Raw genomic sequence first — 22,686 nt, 5'->3', positions numbered from 1 at the left:
GTGAGAAATATCTATTTAGTAGCCCGTAGGGGAATCGAACCCCTCTTACATGGATGAAAACCATGCGTCCTAACCGATAGACGAACGGGCCGGAGGAAATGTAGTAGTCCGTACGGGAATCGAACCCGTGTTACATGGATGAAAACCATGCGTCCTAACCCCTAGACGAACGGACCATTTGTTTCACTAAATGCATATCGTTATTTCTCTAATGCGGTGCAAAGATACATCTATTTATTATTCTTGCAATAGTTGGACAAACTTTTTTTGTTTTTTTTTAATAAGCCTTTGCAAAAAGCACCCTCCCTACCGAAGGATTCCCAGTAAACACACAGCTTCCCGTCTCTTCTACTCTATCCAAAGGAATACATCTAATAGTCGCTTTTGTAAGGTTTTTTATATTTTCTTCCGTTTCAATTGTACCGTCCCAATGTGCTGAAACAAAGCCACCTTTCGACTCCAAAACAGACTTAAATTCTTCAAAATCATTCACTTCCGTAGTATGATTTGTTCTATAATCTACTGCCTTAGTAAATAATTCTTCTTGGATTTGATCTAGTTTATTTTTAATAAAAATTTCAATTCCTTCTTTAGAAACGACTTCTTTTGACAAAATATCTCTTCTAGCAACTTCATAAGTTCCATTTTCTAAATCTTTAGGACCAATTGCTATCCTTAAGGGCACACCCTTCAATTCCCATTCTGCAAATTTAAACCCAGGCTTATGGGTTGTTCTATCATCATACTTGACAGAGACACCTAGATTTCTTAATTTAACTACCAATTCATTCACTTGATTGGATATCGCTTCTAATTGCTCGTCTGTTTTATGAATAGGAACCACTACAACCTGTATAGGTGCTAAATTTGGAGGCAAGACCAATCCATTATCATCTGAATGCGTCATTACCAATGCTCCCATCAAGCGTGTAGAAACCCCCCAAGAAGTCCCCCAGACATACTCTTGCTTCCCTTCTTGATTTGCAAATTTCACATCAAATGCTTTTGCGAAATTTTGACCTAAGAAATGTGAAGTTCCTGCTTGTAACGCTTTTCCATCTTGCATTAAAGCTTCAATACAATACGTTTCTTCCGCTCCTGCAAATCTTTCAGACTCAGTTTTCAAACCTTTTACAACTGGTATGGCCATAAAATTTTGAACAAAATCCGCATACACGTTCATCATTTTTTCTGACTCTTCGATTGCTTCTATTTTAGTTGCATGAGCCGTATGCCCTTCTTGCCACAAAAATTCAGCAGTTCTCAAAAATAGACGCGTTCTCATTTCCCAGCGCACAACATTAGCCCACTGATTAATTAACAAAGGTAAATCTCTATAAGACTGAACCCAACCTTTATATGTACTCCAAATAATCGCTTCACTTGTTGGACGAACAATTAGCTCTTCCTCTAACTTAGCTTTTGGATCTACAATTAGCTTCCCTTTATTATCTGGATCATTCATCAATCTATAATGAGTAACAATAGCACATTCTTTTGCAAACCCTTCCGCATTTTTTTCTTCTGCTTCAAACATACTTTTAGGCACAAAAAGGGGAAAATAAGCATTACTATGTCCTGTCTCTTTAAATTTTTTATCTAATTCAGCTTGCATTTTCTCCCAAATTGCATAACCGTATGGTTTTATAACCATACATCCTCTTACCCCCGAATTCTCAGCTAAATCGGCTTTTACAACCAATTCATTATACCATTTCGAGTAATCTTCTTCTCTTTTTGTTAAGTTTTTGCTCATTTTTAAGGTTTTGGCACAAAAATTGTTTATATTTATTTTAACTAAATAGTTACGCAAAACTAACTATTTTTGTAATGTCCAACAATAAAAAAAAGCTTTATGAAAACTAATCTATCCATTTTAAGAAAAATTCACTTGTTTTCCTTCACTGGAATTGCAAGTCTATTTATCGTTTCTTGTGGTTCGTATCAAAACTCATCTTACTATGATAATGACGGCGTTTATGGTACTACAGAAAGAAATGAACAGGTAACAGAAAACCAATATTCGGAACAGAATATGGAACAATCTAACAAGTATTCACAACAGTTTAAAAATATGCAAGATGATTATGTATATTTCACTGATGTTGAAGAATACTCATCAGAAACTAACGATACAGCAGTAACCGTATATAGAAACAACTACCAAGATAATGAAGAAAGATACGCTGGCTGGGGCAATAACAACAGCGATGTAACCATCAATTATTACAACAATGGATGGAATAATTGGTATTCTCCAAACTGGGGAATGGGTTGGGGAAATAATTGGGGATGGGGGAATCCTTATTATGGATCTAACTGGGGCTGGAACAACTGGTACGGACCAAGTTGGGGAGTTTACTACGGAAACACTTGGGGCTGGGGTGGATACAACAACCCTTACTATAATCCATATTACTATGGATATAACGGCTACTACGGTAGAGGTGGCAGGAACATAGCTTATAATTCTGGAACAAGAGGTGGCAATAGCTATTATTCTAACAGAAACGGTTCAAGATACAGTAGCGGCAGAAACAACTACTCGACAACTAGAAGAAACACTATTTCTTCTGGAACAAGAAGAAATACTATAAGCACTCCAAGATCTTCAGGAACAAGAAGTAATTACTCAACACCAAGAAATAGTGGTACAAGATCAAATACTTATTCAACACCAAGAAACACTAGCTCAACACCTAGAAGTAGCGGAACAAGATCTAACAGTTACTCTACTCCAAGAAGCTCATCTGGAAGCACTACTACTACAAGAAGTAGCTCATCCGGTGGAAGATCTTCTGGAACAAGATCATCAGGTGGTGGTAGTCGCTCAAGCGGTGGTAGAGGCGGAAGAGGTTAATTGAATATAAAAATTTAAGTTTTACAGAATAAAATTGCTATGAAAAAAATTTATACACTTACCATGTTCTTATCCTTCCTTGCAGGGATAAGCCAAGAAATAACAACCCAAGATGCATTGAGATATGCAGTAGACGACATTACAGGAACCGCTCGTTTTAGAGGAATGAGCGGAGCTTTTGGTGCCGTTGGAGGTGACCTTTCTTCAATAAATGTAAATCCAGCTGGATCTGCTATTTTCAATCACAATATGTTTAGCGTTACTGCTAGTAACTTAAACACTAAAAATAAATCGAATTACTTCAACACGAATAACAAAGAGACCTATAGCACCCTTGATTTAAATCAATTGGGAGCAGTATTTGTTTTCAAGGATAATAACCCTGAAAATAACTGGAAAAAATTCGCTATTGCTCTTAATTATGAGAACACTAAGAATCTAGATAATAATCTTTCCTTTTCTGGGAACAACACATCCAACTCTATAGATCAATACTTTTTACGTTTTGCAAATGGAATTGGAAACGAAGGTGTTTTTAATATTAATGATGCTAATGCTAATTTTGAAACGCTACCTTTTATTGATCAACAAGCTTGGCTAGGTTATAATTCATACATTGTTGAACATGATGCAACAAACAATGAGTATTTTACAAATGTTCCAGATAACACTATCTATCAACAATCTAGATTCAACAGATCTTCTGGTTATAATGGCAAATTTTCTGCTAATTTTTCTACTTCCTTCAAAGACAGACTATACTTGGGGATGAATTTAAATTTACACTTTACAGATTACACAAGTGTTACTCAATTAAAAGAAACAAACAATGGATTATATCCTGATGGTGCAAGCGTAAGTTATATTATATTTAACAATGAACAGTACACAACAGGAAATGGTTTTTCATTAAATTTGGGTGCAATTGCTAAAATTACAGATGATTTCAGATTAGGTTTAGCTTACGAGTCTCCAACTTGGCAAAATCTAACCGATCAATTATACCAAAATCTTTATACAGAAAGAACTGAAGCACCAAATAACAATACTTTTATAACTAAAGTTACAGACCCAAACATAACTATAGAATTTGCTCCTTACAAAATTAAAACTCCTGCAAAATGGACTTTAAGTGGTGCATATATTATCAATAAAACAGGCTTAATTAGTGCTGATGTTTCAAGAAAAGACTATTCAAACACACAATTTAAACCTGTTAGAGATTTTTCTGGAATAAATAGAACGATGAGTGAAGATTTAACAGAAGCTTACGAAGTTAGAATTGGTGGAGAATACAAAATAAAACAAGTTAGTCTTAGAGCTGGTTATCGTTTTGAACAAAGCCCATACAAAGTTGACTATGCGATGGGAGATTTAACTGGTTTTTCTGGAGGTATAGGGTATAATTTTGGTATTAGCCGATTAGATTTAGCCTATTCAAATAGCCACAGAAATTACAACCAGCGTTTTGTTTCTTCTGGAATGAATGACACGGCTAGAATTAGAACAATTCAAAACAATATGACACTTACCTACTCTATTAATTTTTAATTAACAGCGTTTCTATATCACAAATCCTTCTTTACGGAAGGATTTTTTTTATACCAAAAGCTTCCCCTAGCCCTGATGGAAGCCTACCGTGTGGACACATCTATATTTTCACTATTTTAGACCAAATATAAATTATGCGTAGACATTTTACTGATATTGAAGATTCTCGATTACTTAGACGAAGTAATTTGATTTTGGACAGTTTATTTTGTAATAGTGTTCATTCTATTCGACAAATCACCCAAAATGAATCGGAGTGTAAAGCTTTTTATCGTTTTTTACAGAATAATAGGATCTCAGAATCAAAATTAATCAAAAATATGTCTTCTAATTGTATCACTTCCTGTTTAGATAAAACAGTTTTATGCATACAAGACACAAGTGAAGTAAATCTTTATAATCATAAAAATAGGATTAAAAAGGACGGATTCATTGGCACTACTAATGCTGCAAAAGGTGGGATTGGCTTTTTATTGCACCCTAGCTTTGTTGTTGATGCTTATAATTTCATTCCTTATGGTTTTTCTGATGTTAAAATATGGAATAGACCTCTAGAGAAACTTACAAAACAGGAAAGAAATTACAATAAATTACCTATTGAAGAAAAAGAATCATACAAGTGGATAGAATCTTCTGAAAAATCAAAAGAAGCTCTAGAGAAGGCAAAAAAAATCATCATAATCCAAGATAGAGAAGGTGATATTTATGAGCAATTTGCGATAGTACCTGATGAAAAGACAGAGTTGCTAGTAAGGGCTAGAGCCAACAGAACATTATTAAATAAGATAAAATTATTTGACTTTATAGCTAATGAGCCTCTTCAAGGAAAATATACCATTGCACTAGAAGGAGATAAACGAAGAAACATAAGTAAGCGAGAAGCTACTTTAGAGGTAAGGTTTTCAGCTGTTACTATTCAAAAAAACGATTTAGTTTCGAAAAATGCACCAGATAGTGTTGATTTATATATTATAGAAGCGAAAGAAATTGGTGAGAATATTGAAAATCCAATATGTTGGAAACTATTAACAACTATTAAAGTTTTAGATTTAGAAACTGCTTTACAATGTATTGATTGGTATACCTGTAGATGGGTAATAGAAGAAATTTTTAGGATACTAAAAAAAGAAGGATTTAATATAGAAGCCAGTGAATTAGGTTCAGCTAAATCCATCCGAAAATTAACTTTAATGATGATGGAAACAATTGTTAAGCTATTTTTAATGCAAATAGCCTACGATATGCCAGAACATGAAATAGAATCAAGAAGTTGTTTTACCAATCAAGAACTTGAATGTTTAGAATATCAGATAATAAAATTAGAAGGTAAAACAGAAAAATTAAAAAATCCTTATAAAGAAAAGGATTTGAAAAGATATGTATGGGCAATTGCTAGACTTGGAGGATGGAAAGGATATACTAGTGCTCGAAAACCTGGAATAACTACTTTTTCTATTGGAATTCAAAAATTCGCTTCAATTATGCAAGGATGGCAATTATTTCAAGATGTGTCCACACGGTAGGATGGAAGCGGCATCCTGTTATTGCTAGGCACGAAGCAATGACAGATAGAACGAACAGCAGGCAGAAACTTTTAAAAAACTCGCAACCGCTAGTGCTTCTAATGAATAATTTTATGTAATTTTGCACCTCAATTTTAAGTATATGAGAACCAAATCGTTAAAGAAAAATAAAATCAACGTAATTACCCTTGGATGTTCTAAAAACGTTTACGATAGTGAAGTTTTAATGGGACAACTGAAAGCTAACGGAAAAGAAGTAACTCACGAGGCTACTAAGGACGAAGGAAACATTATTGTAATTAACACATGTGGTTTTATTGACAATGCAAAGGAAGAATCGGTAAATATGATATTAGAATATGCCGATAAAAAAGAACGTGGTTTAGTAGATAAGGTTTTCGTTACCGGATGTTTATCTGAACGTTACAGACCTGATTTAGAAAAAGAAATCCCGAATGTTGACCAATTTTTTGGTACAACGGAGTTGCCTTTATTATTAAAAGCGTTAGGAGCAGATTATAAGCATGAGCTAATTGGAGAACGTTTAACAACTACGCCAAAAAATTATGCGTATTTAAAAATTGCTGAAGGATGCGATAGACCTTGTAGTTTTTGCGCTATTCCATTAATGAGAGGAAAACACGTCTCTACTCCTATTGAACATTTAGTTATTGAAGCTGAAAAATTAGCTAAAAACGGTGTTAAAGAATTAATTCTAATTGCGCAAGATTTAACGTATTACGGTTTAGATATTTACAAAAAAAGAAATTTAGCCGAATTATTAGAAAATTTAGTTAAGGTAGAAGGTATTGAATGGATTCGTTTGCACTATGCTTTCCCTACAGGTTTCCCTATGGAAGTTTTAGATTTAATGAAAAAAGAGCCTAAAATTTGTAATTATATTGATATTCCGCTACAACATATTAGTGATAGTGTCTTGAAATCGATGCGAAGAGGAACTACTTATGAAAAAACAACTAATCTTTTAAAAGATTTTAGAAAAGCGGTTCCAGAAATGGCTATTCGTACTACTCTAATTGTAGGTTATCCTGGTGAAACAGAAGAAGATTTCGAGATTTTAAAAAATTGGGTTTCAGCAATGCGTTTTGAGCGTTTGGGCTGTTTTGCCTATTCTCATGAAGAAAATACGCATGCATATAGCTTAGAAGACGATGTTCCTCATGATGTTAAACAAGAAAGAGCTCGAATTATAATGGATATTCAAGCACAAATTTCTTGGGATTTGAATCAGGAAAAAATTGGAAAAGTATTCAAATGTGTAATTGACAGAAAAGAAGGCGAGCACTTTATTGGTCGTACCGAATTTGACAGTCCAGATGTTGATAATGAAGTTTTAATTGAAGCTTCTAAACATTATTTAAAGACAGGCGATTTCGTTATGTTAAAAGTAACTGATGCTACTGAATTTGATTTATATGCAGAACCTATTAACTAGCGTTCGAATTTTATTTTTTTTTAGTATTCAGTCTTTAAAATAATTAAAAAATGGATTCATTATCACAAATTGTTCTTGGTGCTGCTACTTTTGCATTAGTAAAAGACAAGGAAATAGGAAAAAAAGCATTGCTTTATGGAGCTATTCTTGGCACAATTCCAGATCTAGATGTGTTAATGAATCCATTTTTTAATTCTATTGAGCAGTTAGCAATTCATAGAGCGTTTTCGCACTCTGTTTTTTTCTCGATTCTTCTAAGCTTTCTCTCTGCAAAATGGTTTACCTATAAATACAAAACATCATATAAATCTTGGTTTTGGGCTAGTTTTTTAGCGCTGTTTACACACCCCTTACTGGATTTATGTACCACTTATGGAACACGAATATTTTATCCGCTAAGTAATTCTTATTTTAGCTTTGATAATGTTTTTGTAATCGACCCTTTATATACTATATGGTTACTTCTTGGTTGCGTTGTTTTGTTATTTATGAAAAAAGACAACAACAAAAGACAAACTGTCATCAAATGGTCGCTAACTCTTTCAACTTGTTATTTAGTACTTGGTTTAATTCTTCATTTTTATGCAACCAATCATTTTAAGCAAGAATTAGACAGGCAAAAAATCACCTATAAAAAAATTAAAGTAGTTCCAACACCTTTCAACACGATACTTTGGCAAGCAATTGTTAAGTCTAAAGAAGGTATTTACTATTCCGATTATAGTTTATTTGACTCAAAAACCACTTCGATTTTTCATTATGAAAAAAATGATATCGCTTTCATTGAAGATAAAAAGAAAATTGCTGAATTAGAACCTTTTTTCAATTTTACCGAAGGCTATGAATTAGCTCGAAAAGAAGGCGAAAAAATGGTTATTTATGGAACCAAATTTGGACCAATAAACATTGAAAATAATAAAGCACAATTCTTTTTCCCTCTTGAATTTAAGGAAGATGGAACATATGAAGTCAGCAAAAAAGAGCCTAACGATTATTCAAAAATATTCAATCAATTATTTATTAGAGTAAAAGGTAATTAGTTTAATTAAAATGCTGTTTTTTATATTAGCTTGTAGTCATTTTCAATACAGTTTAGAAAATAATAACTTGAAATACTATTGAATGGAACACATAAAAAAATTTAACTTCATCTAATTCTAGCTAAAATAGTTTATTTATAATCTTCATACCAATTAAATTTTCTATCAATAATATCTTGTTTTTTTTCTTTTATATATTTTAAATACTCTTTAGCAATTGGAGATAATGATTTTTGAGATTGCCATATTAAATTCCAATTCGTCATTAATGGCAATCCATTTACTGGAATAATCTGTAAATCTCCTTTTTGTAATTCGTTTTTAATTCCTATTAAAGGCATAATTGATAAGCCTAAGCCTGCAATTACAGCTTGTTTTACTGCTTCATTTGAAGTTAATTTTAATTTATTATTAACGCTAATAGCATTGGCTTCAAAAAAACGTTCCATTTTAAAACGAGTCCCAGATCCTTTTTCACGATAGATTATAGAAAATTTAGTTAAATCTTTAGCCGTTAATACCTTGCTCGGTTTTACAAAATCTTTATTCGCAACTAAAAACAACTTGTTTTGCATTAATTCTTCATTAAAAACAGAAATGTTTTCTGGTAAAATAGAAACCAATGCCAAATCTACCTCATTATTTTCTAAGCTTTGAACAACTTTTGACTTATTAGTAACGTCAAGTTGTAGCTCAATTCCTGGATGCATTTTTAAAAAATCAGACAAGAAATAAGGCATTATATACTTTCCTGTAGAAACAACAGATATTTTTAAAGTGCCAGATAAATACCCCTTAAAAGCTAAGGTTTTAAAAGTAATCTCCTGTATTTCATTATTAATTCGTTTACAGATATCTGCAATTTCACTTCCAAAATCTGTAACATACAGCTGCCTTCCTATTATTTCTGTTAACGGAATTTCAAATTGATCCTGAAAATTTCTTAATTGAATAGAAACTGCAGGTTGCGTCAAATGCAAGTCTAATGCTGCTTTGGTTATGCTTTTTGTTTCAACAACTTTTAAAAAAATTTGTAATTGATGCAAAGTATAATTCATAAAATTATTTTATATAATGTATTACAAATATAAATAAAATTTTATACAAAAAGCCTCATACATTTGTAAAAATATTATCAAGGTAAAGCTAAAAATTTCTAAAACAAAAAAATGACACGAATTACAGTAGCAAAAGGAGACGGAATTGGTCCTGAAATTATGGATGCAACGTTAGAGATTATCAAAGCAGCAGGTGCGAAAATTGAAATTGACGAAATTGAAATAGGAGAAAAAGTGTACTTATCTGGAAACACATCGGGTATAGCAAACGACTCTTGGAACATCATTAGAAAAAATAAAATCTTCTTAAAAGCACCTATTACAACACCGCAAGGTGGTGGTTATAAAAGTTTGAATGTTACGACTCGAAAATTTTTAGGATTATATTCAAATGTAAGACCATGTGTAAGTTTACATCCATTTGTAGAAACAAAACATCCTAAAATGGATATTGTAATTATAAGAGAAAATGAAGAAGATTTATATGCAGGAATTGAACACCAACAAACAGATGAAGTAGTACAGTGTTTAAAATTAATAAGCCGACCTGGATGTGAGAAAATCATTAGATATGCCTTTGAGTATGCCAAAGTGTATGGTAGAAAAAAAGTGACTTGTTTTACAAAAGACAATATCATGAAACAAACTGACGGATTATTTCATGAAGTTTTTAATACAATTGCTTTAGAATATCCTGAAATTGAAAGCGAACATTGGATTATTGATATTGGAGCAGCAAAACTAGCCGATACTCCAGAATATTTCGATGTAATTGTAACCCTTAATTTATATGGTGACATCATTTCAGATATAGCTGCACAAATTACAGGTTCTGTAGGGTTAGCAGGTTCATCAAACATAGGTGAAGAATGTGCAATGTTCGAAGCCATTCATGGTACAGCTCCCGATATTGGAGGAAAAAACATTGCAAATCCATCAGGAATTCTTCAAGGTGCTATTTTAATGTTAGCGCACATAGGCCAAACTGAAATAGCCGAAAAAGTTCAAAATGCTTGGTTAAAAACTATTGAAGATGGTATTCATACCGTTGACATATATAACGAAAACATAAGTAAGCAGAAAGTAGGCACAAAAGAATTTGCACAAGCAGTAATTGACAACTTAGGAAATAAACCTGCAATCTTAGAAATGGTAAATTATTCAAAAGAAGCTGTTTTAAACTTACCAAAATATATTAAAAAAGCTCCAAAAAACAAAGAATTAGTAGGTATTGATTTATTTGTTCACTGGAACGGAACTGATCCAGAAGAAATAGCTAGAATAATGCAAAGTATAAATACTGAAAACAAAGAATTAACCATGATTACCAATAGAGGCATTAAAGTATGGCCAGAAGGGTTTAATGAAACTTTTTGCACAGATCATTGGCGATGTAGATACAAACCAACAAATGGTAAAATTTTGTTTAAGAACCAAATTATCACGCTGCTCACAAAAGCATTAGAGACAAAGATCGATGTAATAAAAACAGAAAACCTGTACGAATTTGATGGTAAGCCTAGTTATTCTTTAGGTCAAGGGCAATAACATAACAAGTCTAAGTAATACAATAGTTCTTAAGCTATTATATTGCTTAATATATAAAAAAAAATTATACTAAATATTATAAATATAAATAAAAATAGATGAATTTTTAGTTGGTAATTTGCCAATGAAAACCAAGAGTACTAAACATAAAACAAACCACTCAAACATGAAACTTAGATTGTTTATTTCTACTATTCTGCTGTTGTTTTTGATTACTACTACAATCAAGACAAACTTAACTGATCACTTAAAAACAAATATGATAATTGCTTATAGTGTATTCTATTTAGTGCACATTTTAATGACAATTACAAACATAAATAATAAAGAAAATGAAAGAAAATACAAGCTTTAAATTCGTAAAAGGTACTTTTTCAGCAGAAGATGCAAAAGAAGTAATGTTCAAACTTATTCAAAGTAAAATAAGTTATCATCAATTAGAAGCGTTCAGTATTTCTGAACGTACTTCTGCAAATGTAGATCATATTCAAAAACGTATTTTTGAGCTAAATGAAACTAAGAATGATTTAGAAACAATTATTGCATTAGCAAAAAAAGAAAATAAAAAATTAAAAATCGATGGAACAATTACTATTGAATTTATTGACTAAATGTTTACAGGTAGAAAACTTTTAATTGCTACAAAGCACGCAAAGGAATCGGTAATTCAACCTTTATTTGAAAAGGAATTCAATGTTACTTGTCATACAAATACAACTTTTGACACAGATATTTTGGGAACTTTTTCTGGCGAAATAGAAAGACGTTTTTCTATAATGGAAACTTTACGTAAAAAATGTCTTTTAGCTGCTCAAGAAGAAAAATTCGATTTAATTGTAGCAAGCGAAGGTTCATTTGGAACGCATCCAACTCTTTTTTTTGCAGCTGCCGATGACGAATTTATGCTTTTTTTAGACTTAAAAAATAATATTGAAATCAGTAGCCGTGAAATAAGCTTAGAAACGAATTTTTCTGGTGAAGAAGTAAATACTTCAAACCAACTCTTAGCTTTTGCTGAAAAGGCATTATTTCCAAGTCATGCGCTAATCTTAAAATCATCAGAAAAGAATCCAGAAATCATCTACAAAGGAATTGTTCAAAAAGAAGATTTATTAAATAAATTTCAAGAATTAAAGTCAAAATTTAGTAGTGTTTTTATTGAAACAGACATGAGGGCTCATTTAAATCCAACACGAATGCAAGTGATTCAAAAAGCTACTGAAAAGTTAGTAGCAAAAATAAAAAAGGCCTGTCCATCTTGTAATTTCCCAGGTTTTGATGTGGAAGAAATTATAAAAGGATTGCCTTGCGATAATTGCGGCTTACCTACAAAATCTACTTTAGCACTAAAGTACAGTTGCAAAAATTGCGATTTTAAGCAAGAACAAAAATTTCCGAATAATAAAAAATTTGAAGAACCTACATTTTGCGACTATTGCAATCCATAACTATGAATTTAGAAGACATCAAAAAGGCTGCAAAAATAGTATCTGAAAACAAAGTAGTAGCCATTCCTACAGAAACAGTGTATGGCTTGGCTGCTAATATTTTCAGTAAAAAAGCTGTGGCAGCAATTTACAAAATAAAGAATAGACCTTTAAACAACCCGTTAATTGTTCATATTAAAGATATTAAAGAGCTTCCAAAATACACAAAAAACATACCCGAAAAAGCACAAAAATTAGCCGATAAATTTTGGCCTGGACCATTAACTTTGGTTTTACCAAAAGCAGCAAACGTTCCAGATTATATTACTTCTAACAAAGATACAGTAGCTATTAGAGTACCCTCACACAAAATTACTTTAGCCTTATTACATGAACTTGAATTTCCATTGGCTGCGCCTAGTGCTAATCCTTCAAATGCTGTAAGTGCAACTTCTTACAAACATGTACGTGATTATTTTGGTAATAAAATACCCTATATTTTAGATGGAGGGGAATGTAGCAAAGGACTAGAATCAACTATTATAGGTTTTGAAAACAACAAGCCCATTCTTTACAGGTTAGGAGCAATTGCCATTGAAGAGATTGAAAAAACTATTGGAAAAATAGATGTTAAAAAAACAAATATTCAAAATCCAGAAGCTCCCGGTATGTTTTTAAAACATTATTCACCAAAAACACCTTTATACTTAGTTGAAAACACTAATGAATTTTTAAATAAAACCATTTATAAAAACATTGCCTATTTAGGTTTTAATTTACCTAATCAAAACAAGAAAATAAAAGAGAGTTTTTTATTATCAACTGAACAAAATTTTGAGATAGCAGCCGCTAATCTATACAAAACATTAATTAAAATTGACACACTACATTTTGATGCTATAGTAGCAGATTATTTTCCAAATGAGAACTTAGGAAAATCAATTAACGATAGACTTATAAGAGCTTCATATAAAAACTAATAAAAACAAAGATGAATTTAGACTTATTAATAGACAATTTAAAAAATCCAGCATTATTATTCTTTATTCTAGGAATACTATCTGTTAAACTAAAAAGTGATTTAGCAATTCCTGAAAACTCTTCAAAATTTATTTCCTTGTACTTATTGTTTGCTATCGGCTTTAAAGGAGGACAAGAATTAGCACATAGTCATTTTTCCATAGAAATTATTTGGGCAATTCTTTTTGGTCTTTTTGCATCTATAGCAATACCTATTTATGTCTTTTTTATATTAAAAAGAAAATTATCTATTTCTAACTCTGGAGCTATTGCAGCTGCATACGGTTCAGTAAGTGCTGTTACATTTGTTACTGCCGTATCTTTTTTAGAATTACAAAACATAACTTTTAATGGACATATGGTGGCAATCATGGCACTAATGGAAGCACCTGCAATTATTATTGGTGTTATTTTGATACGATTATATGTTAAAAAGGACAACTCGAAACCAGAGCAAAAATTATCTGCCATAATTAAACATTCTTTCACAAATGGAAGTGTACTTCTTATTTTGGGTAGTTTAATAATTGGTTTTTTAGCAAGTGACAAGCAAGCTTTAGGTATTAAACCATTTACAAATGATTTATTTAAAGGTTTTTTAGCTATTTTTTTACTCGATATGGGGATTGTTTGTGGAAAAAAATTGAAAGATTTCTTAAAAAATGGCTGGTTCACAACAATCTTTGCCATTGTAATTCCGCTAATAAACGGAATTGTATTTGCCTATCTTAGTGGTTGGATTACTTCTGAAATTGGTGATCGATTCATATTGGCTGTTTTAGCTGCAAGTGCTTCATACATTGCTGTACCAGCTGCTATGAAAATTGCTGTACCAAAAGCAAACCCAGGAATTTTTATACCAATGGCTTTAGCGGTTACATTTCCTGTTAACATAACAATTGGAATGCCTATATATATGTATATAATAGTGAATTAAAATATCCCTACTCTTTAAATAAGAAATAAAGTTTTTTTTTAAGAAATATATTTTATATGATATATATCATTTTATAATTAATGCTCTTTTTATAATTTTATAATATCAAATTAAAACAAAGAAGTATGATTAAAAAGCACCAATTAGCAACAGATTTTCCTGAGTTTGAAGAAAAAATTCATGATTTAAAAACTTCAGACAACCATTTTAAAAAGTTATTTGACGATTATGATAACTTAGATCATGAAATTTACAGAATAGAATCTGATACTGAACCAGCTTCTGATGACACTTTAAACTCATTGAGAGTAGAAAGAGTTCGTATTAAAGATGAAATTTACTCTTATCTAACTAATAATTAGTATTTTTTTATAAAACAATTAAATCCATTTCAAAACATTTTGAAATGGATTTTTTTATAGCTAAATCTTAATCAGCTTAGTTTTCGGTAACAAACCATTATAAAACTCAAAGCATGATTTACTCATAGTATTTTCTTCCTTTTTTAAAACTATTAATCTTTCTTTTTAATTGTATAAATATGCCTTAAAACGAGCTTGTTTTTTGATATTTCAACTATTTGTATCGTATCCACATTCCTTCCATTCCAACTCTCATATTGAATTTCTAATAATGACTCTGAAATTTCTTTCCATGTACCATTAACGTTTACATAATCAATTGGAGGTGTACCGCACCAACCTGAATTTTGTTTTTTTACAATAGTACCATTTTCTTTAAATGCTATTCCTGATTTATCTTTTTGAAACCTATCCTTACTAATAAAACTTTGATCTCCATTTTGATAGTTTTCATAAATCCAATTTTGAAATAAGAATAGAGAAATTTCAGATTCTGTCTTATTAAAAGATGACAAAACAGTAAAAAACGCTACAATAATTATATATTTTTTCATAATTCATTTTTAATAAAGTTGGATGCTTCATAGACTTCATAAACTAAAATTAGTTTCCTCTTTTTCTCAGCACATTCAATTTCGTCTATATTTTTTTGAAGCCTTCGCACTTTTATCTCCATAAAGGTAATAAGAAATTATCATTTTCTTATCTTTGAGAAAACAACAATCTAATGTGGAAAGAAGAAAACAATTCGTTATCAAAATCATTTGAGTTCAAAAATTTTATTGAAGCTTTTTCTTTTATGACTAAAGTAGCAATGATTGCCGAAAAAATGAATCATCATCCTGAATGGAAAAACGTCTATAATAAAGTAGATATTATATTAACTACTCATGATGAAGGAAATACTATTACCGAAAAAGATAGATTACTCGCAGAAGCAATTAGTAGTTTATATTCTATTGCTTAAAAATAGCATTCTGAAAACAAAAAAATCCATTTCAAACAAAAATTGAAAATGGATTTTTAGAAATTATTCTTTTTATAACAACAACCAATTCATCAAAATTGATAGTTAAACTGCGGTTTCAATTTTTGAATTGGTTATTTTTAATAATCTTCCGTTAGTATCAAACGACCCTAAAATTTGATCTTTATCTTTTTCTCCCAAAATAGTATCTTCAGATAGCTTTACTTCATATCCTTTTTGATTTAAGTAACAAAATAAACCATGTTTGTGTCCAAAGTCCATTCTTGAAATTGTTTTTGCAAAATGAGAACAAATAAGAGCTGGATCAGTAATTTTCTTATTATCTACAAGCTCAGAGTTTAATAATACATATACTTTTATATTATTAAACGTTAATGGAGCATAACAACTCGATTTAATTAATCCATTAGCTACAAAAGAAAAGTAATGACCAGGGTCTTGATCTGTTTCTATTTTTGCCGTAACTAAATCTTCAATTCCATTACGTTCTCCTATTTCTTTCATTGCTAACGCAGCTTGTAGAAACTCTTCTGGTATGCCACTTTGTTTGTTTGCCCAAGCCCATAACCAAGATTGCTGTTCTTCAGAATAGGTTCCCAACATTTGCATTCTAAAAGAATAATCTCCAAAGGTTACTGTACCACTTATCATATCGAAAGACCAAGATAGGTCTTCTACCAATTCAGAAAAAACATCTTGTCGTTCCATTGTTAATGCAACAGTTTGATTATGTAACTGTGATAAACTTATTTTTGTTGATTGATTTTGATTTGATTCCATCTTTTGTTTAATTATTTGATTTGATATTCGCAATAATTTAGAGTATCTTCAGTCATAAAAGTAGTCTTCTTTATATTTTCTACTACTTTTCTCACTACTACTACCGCTTTTCCCCAAGCTTTTCCATGCAAACTATTAATATACCTATTAAGTAACAAAACCGAAGTTAAGGATGGCCTTTTAATATTATTTTCTAATAACTTTTTACTATATATGGTATAATTTGGTTTATCGATACTTTCTATTAAATGAATAAATGAAAAATCTTCTTCTAATTCTGGATTGTGATTATTTAAGAATGCAAAAAGTGTGTCCAGTAATTGCTCTTTCTCTGAATGATTGAGCTTTTTTAATTTATCTATTTTCTCCATAACCGCATCGAAGAAATCGCTAATATTATAATCTTTAATCTCGGAATGTACTCTAAAATTATTAATTTGAGAAAGTATAACTGCTAAATCCATATTTATGAAGTAATTATTACGTTTGAAAATGATATCAGCCAGTTCGAGCCCATCGAAGACTATAATAAAAATCTAAGCTAAAAAAACTTCGACAGACTCTATTTGACTATAATTTGCTTTCTAATAAATCAGTTAGTACTTCTGTTCTTTCGCTTACTTTGTCTGCGTTAAGAATTGGACTATGGTTAACTTCTAAAACTCCATCTGTAAAAGTATAAGCGTGTGTTGGGTTATGATGGTCATCTCTATTCACTATGACTATTTTTTGCAAACTTTCCTGTATTGCTTCTTTCCCCATTTCGTCTGAAGTTATTGCTGTAAAAGCTTCAATTAAAGGTTGGAAATAAATTTTTGTATAACTGTCGCCATATAAATGCAAAAAACGATCTTCAAATAGAGTATCCCATTGAACATCAATAGCTATATCAAAACCTACTGCAGCTTCAATTTTTTGTTTTAAAGCTGGAAATTGCTCTTCTTGAAATTCTTTTGTAAATCTTTTTTCTTTTAGTCCCATTTTCAGTTTTTTTTAGATTGCTCTTAAGTTAACAGTCTAAAATTACAGTACACAATGGTTCGAAAAAAAACGGTTTTGCAAACGCTTATTTTAATTTTATATCCGTCAGTTTTAAGTAACTATATTGGATAAAAACTGTTTTAAATAACTTTTCTTCCTAGAAGCAATTGGTACTTTTCCCCCGTCTTTTAAGAGTATATTATTTAACACTATTGAATCGATATATTTAACATTGATTAAATGAGATTGATGTACTCTAACAAATGCATATTCTCCTAATATATTTTCGTAATATTTTAAATTTCGAGCACTCATTATCTTTTTATCATTTGTATAAAAAGTAGTATAACTCCCATCTGATTGACATCTAATAATTTCATCTATAAGCAACATATGTTGCTCTTGAGTTGTTCTTATTAATAGCGTTTTTTGAGTTTCATATGTATCTAAAGTTTTCGTTTTATCAATTAAACTCACATAGTGTTGTTCTTTTTTGAAAGACACTCTAAAACGATCAATACAAACAGAAAGTTCTTCCGAATCGATTGGTTTTAATAAATAATCAATAGCTTCTACTTTTATAGCTTTTATAGCAAAATCAGCATAGGCAGTTGTGAAGATAATTTTAAATGATATCTGCTCTAATGCCTCTAATATTGAAAAAGCATTTCCTCCTATCAATTCAATATCCATAAAAACCAAATCAGGGCTGTTACTTTTCAAAAAAGTAATTGCTTCTTCAACGCTATCTATCTTAGCTATAATTTCTATGTCTTTTTGTGTATATTGAAGTAATTTAGACAAAGTGTTTAAGGCATTAAACTCATCTTCTATTATAACAGCTTGTATCATTTAATGTATATTTTGAAAACTATTTTAGTACCTACAGGTTGATTTTCTAAATCATATAAGTCAATAATTTGAAACGTTTCTTCTTCCGATTTCTTTCTCAATTTCAATCTTTCAATAAAAATTTCTGTAGCATGCAATACCCCATTTTTTTTATATTGCTTTGCTTCATTTGATCGCCCAATTCCATTGTCTTTTATTTCGAAACAAAGCTGATTACCTTCTTTGTCTATATTTATTTCTAAAAGACCATCTTCTTTTTTTTCTTTTAACCCGTATTCAATTGCATTTTCTACAAAGGGTTGTAAAAGCATTGGTGGTACTTTTATACTTTGACTATTACAATTTTGAGAAAGGGTTAAAACATATTGAAATGAATATTGAAATCGGAATTGTTGGGTTTCTATATAGTTTGAAATCATATTAATTTCCTGCTCTAATGTAATTTCTTCTTTTTGAACATAATCAAAGTTTTGTCGTATTAGCTTGGAGAATTTTGCAATATAATTCGATGCTTTTATTGGACTATTTTCCAAGGTAATATTTTGTATTGCTGCCAAAGTATTAAAAATAAAATGTGGATTCATTTGCACACGCAACAAACTTTGTTCTAATTGAGAGGCTTTATTTGCTGCTTTTAGCTTTGTTATATATAAATAACTACCTAATAGAAACAATAATAAAGTCAATATAAGTAATAAACTACCAAAGAGCCATCTGTTTTTCTTATTTGTTTGCTGTTCATATTGCAATGCAATTTCTTTTTCTTTGGCTTTATATTTTATAGTTGAAAAATGCAATAACCGTTCTTTCTCTATAGTTTGTAAAGCTACTTGTAATTGATCTCTTTCTGCTTGATACATTAATGCGTTTTGCGGGTTCTTTTCTTGTATAGTAAGAGTAATTAACTTATCGAGAATTTCAATTTGTTCGGGTAAATTTTTATTTTGTTTATAAATAACAAGGGCAGCATTATAATTCGTAATTGCTTTTTTAAAATCATTATTTAAAAAATAAACATAGCCTAACCCTTTGTATGGTGCTGCATTAATTGCATCTATATTTTTATTTAAGTCTATTGCACTCTCAAAGAACTGAATTGCAAATGCATATTCTTTAACCTCAATATAAGTAAAGCCAATATTATTGAGTATTTTCACAATAGTTTGAGGAGCATTTATATTTTTTCCCAGGTGTAATGACTCCTTATAAACTGCTAATGCTTTTTGGTTATTCTTTTGCTTTAAATATACCGCAGCGATATTACTTTTTATAGCTAAAGCTGAAACTGTATCTTTTTCATCTGTAAATATTTTTTCCGCTTTTTGAATATAATCTAATGCCTTTGAATAATCTTCCAACGTAAAATGCAATTGAAATAGAAGATTATTTGCTTTCGCGAGTAATCTTTTGTCGCTTAATAATGTTGCTTCATGCAACGCTTCTAGTGCATACTCTTGTGATTTTTCTACATTTTCAAACCTTAAATTTGCTGCACTTAGTGTAATTAAACTTCTTGTTTTATTATAATTATCTTTTTGTTTTGAAAATAAGGTATAGGCTTTTTGGTGTTCTTGTATCGCTTCTAAATACAAATCATTCACATAATAAACTTCGCCTTTTTTAAATAACAATAGTGCTTCTTGTTCTTCTGAAATATCAGAATAATGCAGCTTCAAACTATCTAAAATTCGTATTGTCTTTTTGGGCGAATATATCATAAGACTATCCGTAGTTTCCATTGCAGCATCAAAATCGGTAGTATTAACTTTAGATTGTGTACAACTTAAAAGAAAAAAAAATAGACTTATGTAAATCAAAAAAATACTAAGAAAACAATGTTTCATGCTAATGTTTTGCAGTTCTAATAAAAAAACGAAAATAATCTTTTAGTATTAAAATAGAAACTTTTTAACAACTATATAGCAGATATAAAACAAATAACAACACTTATAAAAGCATTTTTTAGTTTATAAAAAGTCCTTTTATTTTTAATCTCTCAACAAAAGAATACAAAACATGAGTATCTCTAAATTTATTGAAGGAATAACTTCTGGTTACGGATTTGAAATAAACTACAATAATAATGTCAAAAGAAAAATAACACCTAAAATAGGAATCGATGATGCTTTTTTTCTAATCTATAATTGGCCAGACGATCCTGAAGGTACAAACACCAGTATTATTATTAAACTACATTATTATTTTGAACTTAACGATACAAAATATGAAATAGGAACAACAACCACATTTTATGATAATGATGTAACTGTTTACGAGCGAATGCCTGATTGGTTTTTAAATGATGCTTATCCTGAATTAATAAAAAAAGCATTAGCCATTTCTAAAGAAAAATTAGAAGAAAATCTAGGTGTTGTTCTAAATGAAGTAGCTCCTTTTGAAGGTCAAGAAAATAAAGCAAAAAGACTTGCTAATAAAGCAGCAAAAAAGAGACAAGTAGATTATGTTTAAATCAATTAAAAAGAGACAATGAATACACAATACATTGAAAACACTCTAAACCAATTGAATGAAATTATTTCTCTTGATTATTTAGATTTTATTAAAGATAACCCAAAAACTATTAGTTTCAACAGCGAAAAGTTCAACTTATTTACCATTGACGAACTGTGCAAGCCTGTTGTTATTCATGGTATGGAGATACTTACAATTCATTCTCTAAAGGCTCATGTTCCAAATTTACAGAAAGTTAATAGTAATTTCACCTATGATCAAAACGGCATAGCTTTCTCGTTGCATCGTTTTTCTTTGAGTGTTCTCATTGGTTATGCAAATGAAAATCTTATATTTATAGATTATAGGGATAAAAACAGAATATATATTTTTCACCCAAAAAGTAGAGACATTACGAAAACCGCTCTTACAGTAAACAAGATAATTAAGAATGAGTACTAATTTATTAAACGAACAAGAAAAACGTTACAGAAATTTAGATTTTGCTGTTCAAATTAAAAAAGACAATCTGGCTCTTTTGGAACATTTTATAGAAAGCGAAAAAGAAGCTCGTGAACATCATTTTCAAGGGCAATTTTTCCCGTTTTATCATTATGAAATTGATAGGGTTATGAAAACTAAAATGGCAAAAATCCCTGATGAAATTATTCATTTAGCCTATTATTATCGTCTTAAATTAGGGACAATTGACAAGCCTTTGCCTCAATATTTTTCTTTATTCTTACAAGCGGTTGAAAAAAATATAGTTGACAATGATTGGGATAATAGCTATTTGAGTGCTGATAAAATTTATTTACTTTTTGGAATAACGAATAGTGATGAAGCTAAAAATGTACACAACATTACTCATGAAGAATATGCAAGTTTACTCGATTTTCTAATTCTTTGTAGCAATTATACTAATTTTCCGAATCTACGAAAAAAAGCAATTCGTTTTCTTCCATTCTTAGAAAATACTACTTTAATGAAACGCATTCATGAAGGATTTTCATTGCATTTTGACAGCAATTTCACAACTGCTGGTTCTTTAGTAATACTACTTTTAGATACTAAACAATCTTCTAAAGATATTTTGTTTTCATTCCATCAAAACAAACTAGAAAACACAACCGTTTGGTTATTGGGGAGTTTTTATAAGGATTTTCAAAAGACCGATTTGAACAAACACTTGTTAAAAGATTTGTATGAGCGTTATCCAAAAGAATGGATTGATGAATATCAGCCAAAAAAATGGATTTGATATTAAACTAGAAAAAGCACTATGTTTGTTTCATTAAAAAAAAATACTTTTATTCTTTACCTATAGATTTAAGCATATTTATTCCTGCTAATGCTAAACCACTATCTGGAAATTCACGTTGCGCTTTTTCATAATATTCTAAAGCTTTTGTACCATTTTTAATTTGGCTGTAGCAAAAAGCAATATTACACAACGCCATTTCTCTATAACTCATTCTAGAGGAACTAAAAAGTGTTAAATATCTATATTTATCAATCCAACTGTTCTTTGTAAAGAATGCATAACTATTTTCGAACTTCGGTATTGCAGCTTCAAATCGCTTTTTGTTTGTTAATTTTATCCCTTCTCTATGGCTTTTAGGAACAAAATTTCTTAAAGACATTGCAATAAAAAAATACGTAATTAGTGCAAACAAAGACGGATCTTTTAGATTTGACATTGAAAATAAAAATATGAAAAGCAACATTATACCAAATTGTGGTAGTATTGCAAACCATGAAGATTGTCTAATTGTTGGCGTTTTAGAAGTCATATTTATCTTTACTTTTTATTCTTTTTCGCTTACTTTTTTATATTGTTGTCTATAAAAAT

24 protein-coding genes and 2 tRNA genes are annotated in these 22,686 nt (G+C 30.3%); 15 read left to right on the top strand and 11 right to left on the bottom strand.

The features are described from left to right. Nucleotides 1-19: 19 nt before the first annotated feature. From L2Z92_RS13455 to proS, 3 genes are all read right to left on the bottom strand, one after another. Nucleotides 20-91: transfer RNA gene (locus tag L2Z92_RS13455), tRNA-Glu, on the bottom strand. A 13-nt stretch (nucleotides 92-104) separates the two neighbouring features. Then, a tRNA-Glu gene (locus L2Z92_RS13450) sits at nucleotides 105-176 on the bottom strand. A 101-nt stretch (nucleotides 177-277) separates the two neighbouring features. Then, nucleotides 278-1,756, bottom strand: coding sequence for a proline--tRNA ligase (gene proS, locus L2Z92_RS13445; RefSeq protein ID WP_236454314.1), 1,479 nt, complete (start codon nucleotides 1,754-1,756; stop codon nucleotides 278-280). A 99-nt stretch (nucleotides 1,757-1,855) separates the two neighbouring features. Between proS and L2Z92_RS13440 the strand changes: the two genes are divergently transcribed. The 5 genes from L2Z92_RS13440 (at nucleotide 1,856) to L2Z92_RS13420 (ending at nucleotide 8,430) form a co-directional block, all read left to right on the top strand. Further along, on the top strand, nucleotides 1,856-2,860 hold the full coding sequence (locus L2Z92_RS13440) for a hypothetical protein (protein WP_236454309.1): 1,005 nt from the start codon (nucleotides 1,856-1,858) through the stop codon (nucleotides 2,858-2,860). A 39-nt stretch (nucleotides 2,861-2,899) separates the two neighbouring features. After that, nucleotides 2,900-4,411 (top strand): OmpP1/FadL family transporter, encoded by a 1,512-nt coding sequence (locus L2Z92_RS13435; RefSeq protein WP_236454306.1) that lies wholly within the window; start codon nucleotides 2,900-2,902, stop codon nucleotides 4,409-4,411. A gap of 134 nt (nucleotides 4,412-4,545) precedes the next feature. Further along, the gene (locus tag L2Z92_RS13430) at nucleotides 4,546-5,934 is read left to right on the top strand and encodes an IS4 family transposase (protein ID WP_236453288.1); all 1,389 of its coding nucleotides are present in this window, start codon (nucleotides 4,546-4,548) and stop codon (nucleotides 5,932-5,934) included. Between the two features lie 142 nt (nucleotides 5,935-6,076). Beyond that, the gene (gene rimO / locus L2Z92_RS13425; protein WP_236454289.1) at nucleotides 6,077-7,390 is read left to right on the top strand and encodes a 30S ribosomal protein S12 methylthiotransferase RimO; all 1,314 of its coding nucleotides are present in this window, start codon (nucleotides 6,077-6,079) and stop codon (nucleotides 7,388-7,390) included. A gap of 50 nt (nucleotides 7,391-7,440) precedes the next feature. Further along, on the top strand, nucleotides 7,441-8,430 hold the full coding sequence (locus L2Z92_RS13420) for a metal-dependent hydrolase (protein WP_236454286.1): 990 nt from the start codon (nucleotides 7,441-7,443) through the stop codon (nucleotides 8,428-8,430). Between the two features lie 131 nt (nucleotides 8,431-8,561). On the opposite strand, the gene L2Z92_RS13415 is transcribed toward L2Z92_RS13420, so the two are convergent. Then, on the bottom strand, nucleotides 8,562-9,488 hold the full coding sequence (locus tag L2Z92_RS13415; RefSeq protein WP_236454283.1) for a LysR family transcriptional regulator: 927 nt from the start codon (nucleotides 9,486-9,488) through the stop codon (nucleotides 8,562-8,564). Between the two features lie 111 nt (nucleotides 9,489-9,599). Between L2Z92_RS13415 and L2Z92_RS13410 the strand changes: the two genes are divergently transcribed. The 6 genes from L2Z92_RS13410 (at nucleotide 9,600) to L2Z92_RS13385 (ending at nucleotide 14,782) form a co-directional block, all read left to right on the top strand. Then, nucleotides 9,600-11,036 carry an NADP-dependent isocitrate dehydrogenase gene (locus tag L2Z92_RS13410; protein ID WP_236454280.1) on the top strand — a complete coding sequence of 479 codons (1,437 nt, stop codon included), beginning with the start codon at nucleotides 9,600-9,602 and terminating at the stop codon, nucleotides 11,034-11,036. A gap of 332 nt (nucleotides 11,037-11,368) precedes the next feature. Then, nucleotides 11,369-11,647: a hypothetical protein gene (locus L2Z92_RS13405; protein WP_236454277.1), complete on the top strand. Its 279-nt coding sequence runs from the start codon at nucleotides 11,369-11,371 to the stop codon at nucleotides 11,645-11,647. After that, nucleotides 11,648-12,484, top strand: a complete 837-nt coding sequence (locus L2Z92_RS13400) for a DUF6671 family protein (protein WP_236454276.1) — start codon at nucleotides 11,648-11,650, stop codon at nucleotides 12,482-12,484. Between the two features lie 2 nt (nucleotides 12,485-12,486). Continuing rightward, nucleotides 12,487-13,443 carry an L-threonylcarbamoyladenylate synthase gene (locus L2Z92_RS13395; protein ID WP_319800375.1) on the top strand — a complete coding sequence of 319 codons (957 nt, stop codon included), beginning with the start codon at nucleotides 12,487-12,489 and terminating at the stop codon, nucleotides 13,441-13,443. A gap of 11 nt (nucleotides 13,444-13,454) precedes the next feature. Further along, nucleotides 13,455-14,420 (top strand): sodium-dependent bicarbonate transport family permease, encoded by a 966-nt coding sequence (locus L2Z92_RS13390; RefSeq protein ID WP_236454273.1) that lies wholly within the window; start codon nucleotides 13,455-13,457, stop codon nucleotides 14,418-14,420. 125 nt (nucleotides 14,421-14,545) lie between these two features. Next, the gene (locus L2Z92_RS13385) at nucleotides 14,546-14,782 is read left to right on the top strand and encodes a YdcH family protein (protein WP_236454270.1); all 237 of its coding nucleotides are present in this window, start codon (nucleotides 14,546-14,548) and stop codon (nucleotides 14,780-14,782) included. Between the two features lie 152 nt (nucleotides 14,783-14,934). On the opposite strand, the gene L2Z92_RS13380 is transcribed toward L2Z92_RS13385, so the two are convergent. Beyond that, on the bottom strand, nucleotides 14,935-15,336 hold the full coding sequence (locus L2Z92_RS13380) for a hypothetical protein (protein ID WP_236454267.1): 402 nt from the start codon (nucleotides 15,334-15,336) through the stop codon (nucleotides 14,935-14,937). 173 nt (nucleotides 15,337-15,509) lie between these two features. Between L2Z92_RS13380 and L2Z92_RS13375 the strand changes: the two genes are divergently transcribed. Further along, complete coding sequence (locus tag L2Z92_RS13375; RefSeq protein ID WP_236454264.1) at nucleotides 15,510-15,749, top strand: 4a-hydroxytetrahydrobiopterin dehydratase; 240 nt, start codon at nucleotides 15,510-15,512, stop codon at nucleotides 15,747-15,749. A 105-nt stretch (nucleotides 15,750-15,854) separates the two neighbouring features. Here the strand turns inward: L2Z92_RS13375 and L2Z92_RS13370 are convergent, their stop codons facing one another. The 5 genes from L2Z92_RS13370 to L2Z92_RS13350 all read right to left on the bottom strand — a co-directional run bounded on the left by L2Z92_RS13370 (nucleotide 15,855) and on the right by L2Z92_RS13350 (nucleotide 20,227). Next, nucleotides 15,855-16,550, bottom strand: a complete 696-nt coding sequence (locus tag L2Z92_RS13370) for a DUF6882 domain-containing protein (protein ID WP_236454262.1) — start codon at nucleotides 16,548-16,550, stop codon at nucleotides 15,855-15,857. 11 nt (nucleotides 16,551-16,561) lie between these two features. Next, a complete protein-coding gene (locus L2Z92_RS13365; RefSeq protein WP_236454259.1) occupies nucleotides 16,562-17,014 on the bottom strand; it encodes a hypothetical protein in 453 nt (150 codons plus the stop codon). A gap of 106 nt (nucleotides 17,015-17,120) precedes the next feature. Then, the gene (locus L2Z92_RS13360) at nucleotides 17,121-17,531 is read right to left on the bottom strand and encodes a hypothetical protein (RefSeq protein ID WP_236454256.1); all 411 of its coding nucleotides are present in this window, start codon (nucleotides 17,529-17,531) and stop codon (nucleotides 17,121-17,123) included. 111 nt (nucleotides 17,532-17,642) lie between these two features. Continuing rightward, nucleotides 17,643-18,383 carry a LytR/AlgR family response regulator transcription factor gene (locus L2Z92_RS13355; protein WP_236454254.1) on the bottom strand — a complete coding sequence of 247 codons (741 nt, stop codon included), beginning with the start codon at nucleotides 18,381-18,383 and terminating at the stop codon, nucleotides 17,643-17,645. Further along, the gene (locus L2Z92_RS13350; RefSeq protein WP_236454251.1) at nucleotides 18,380-20,227 is read right to left on the bottom strand and encodes a tetratricopeptide repeat protein; all 1,848 of its coding nucleotides are present in this window, start codon (nucleotides 20,225-20,227) and stop codon (nucleotides 18,380-18,382) included. Before L2Z92_RS13350 ends, L2Z92_RS13355 begins: the two co-directional genes overlap by 4 nt. Nucleotides 20,228-20,399: 172 nt before the next feature. Here L2Z92_RS13350 and L2Z92_RS13345 point away from each other — a divergent pair, with 172 nt between their 5' ends. From L2Z92_RS13345 to L2Z92_RS13335, 3 genes are read left to right on the top strand one after another with little or no spacing between them, the layout of a single operon-like run. Beyond that, nucleotides 20,400-20,852, top strand: a complete 453-nt coding sequence (locus L2Z92_RS13345; RefSeq protein ID WP_236454247.1) for a hypothetical protein — start codon at nucleotides 20,400-20,402, stop codon at nucleotides 20,850-20,852. A gap of 18 nt (nucleotides 20,853-20,870) precedes the next feature. Next, nucleotides 20,871-21,296: a hypothetical protein gene (locus L2Z92_RS13340; RefSeq protein ID WP_236454244.1), complete on the top strand. Its 426-nt coding sequence runs from the start codon at nucleotides 20,871-20,873 to the stop codon at nucleotides 21,294-21,296. Further along, nucleotides 21,286-22,095 carry a hypothetical protein gene (locus tag L2Z92_RS13335; RefSeq protein ID WP_236454241.1) on the top strand — a complete coding sequence of 270 codons (810 nt, stop codon included), beginning with the start codon at nucleotides 21,286-21,288 and terminating at the stop codon, nucleotides 22,093-22,095. Before L2Z92_RS13340 ends, L2Z92_RS13335 begins: the two co-directional genes overlap by 11 nt. A gap of 49 nt (nucleotides 22,096-22,144) precedes the next feature. Here L2Z92_RS13335 and L2Z92_RS13330 read toward each other — a convergent pair whose 3' ends face one another. Continuing rightward, on the bottom strand, nucleotides 22,145-22,627 hold the full coding sequence (locus L2Z92_RS13330; RefSeq protein WP_236454238.1) for a tetratricopeptide repeat protein: 483 nt from the start codon (nucleotides 22,625-22,627) through the stop codon (nucleotides 22,145-22,147). Nucleotides 22,628-22,686: the final 59 nt, after the last annotated feature.

It is taken from the genome of Flavobacterium jumunjinense (assembly GCF_021650975.2).
GTDB lineage: Bacteria > Bacteroidota > Bacteroidia > Flavobacteriales > Flavobacteriaceae > Flavobacterium > Flavobacterium jumunjinense.
The sequence above is the reverse complement of the archived record's forward strand: the minus strand, read 5'-3'. Positions and strand labels throughout refer to the sequence as shown.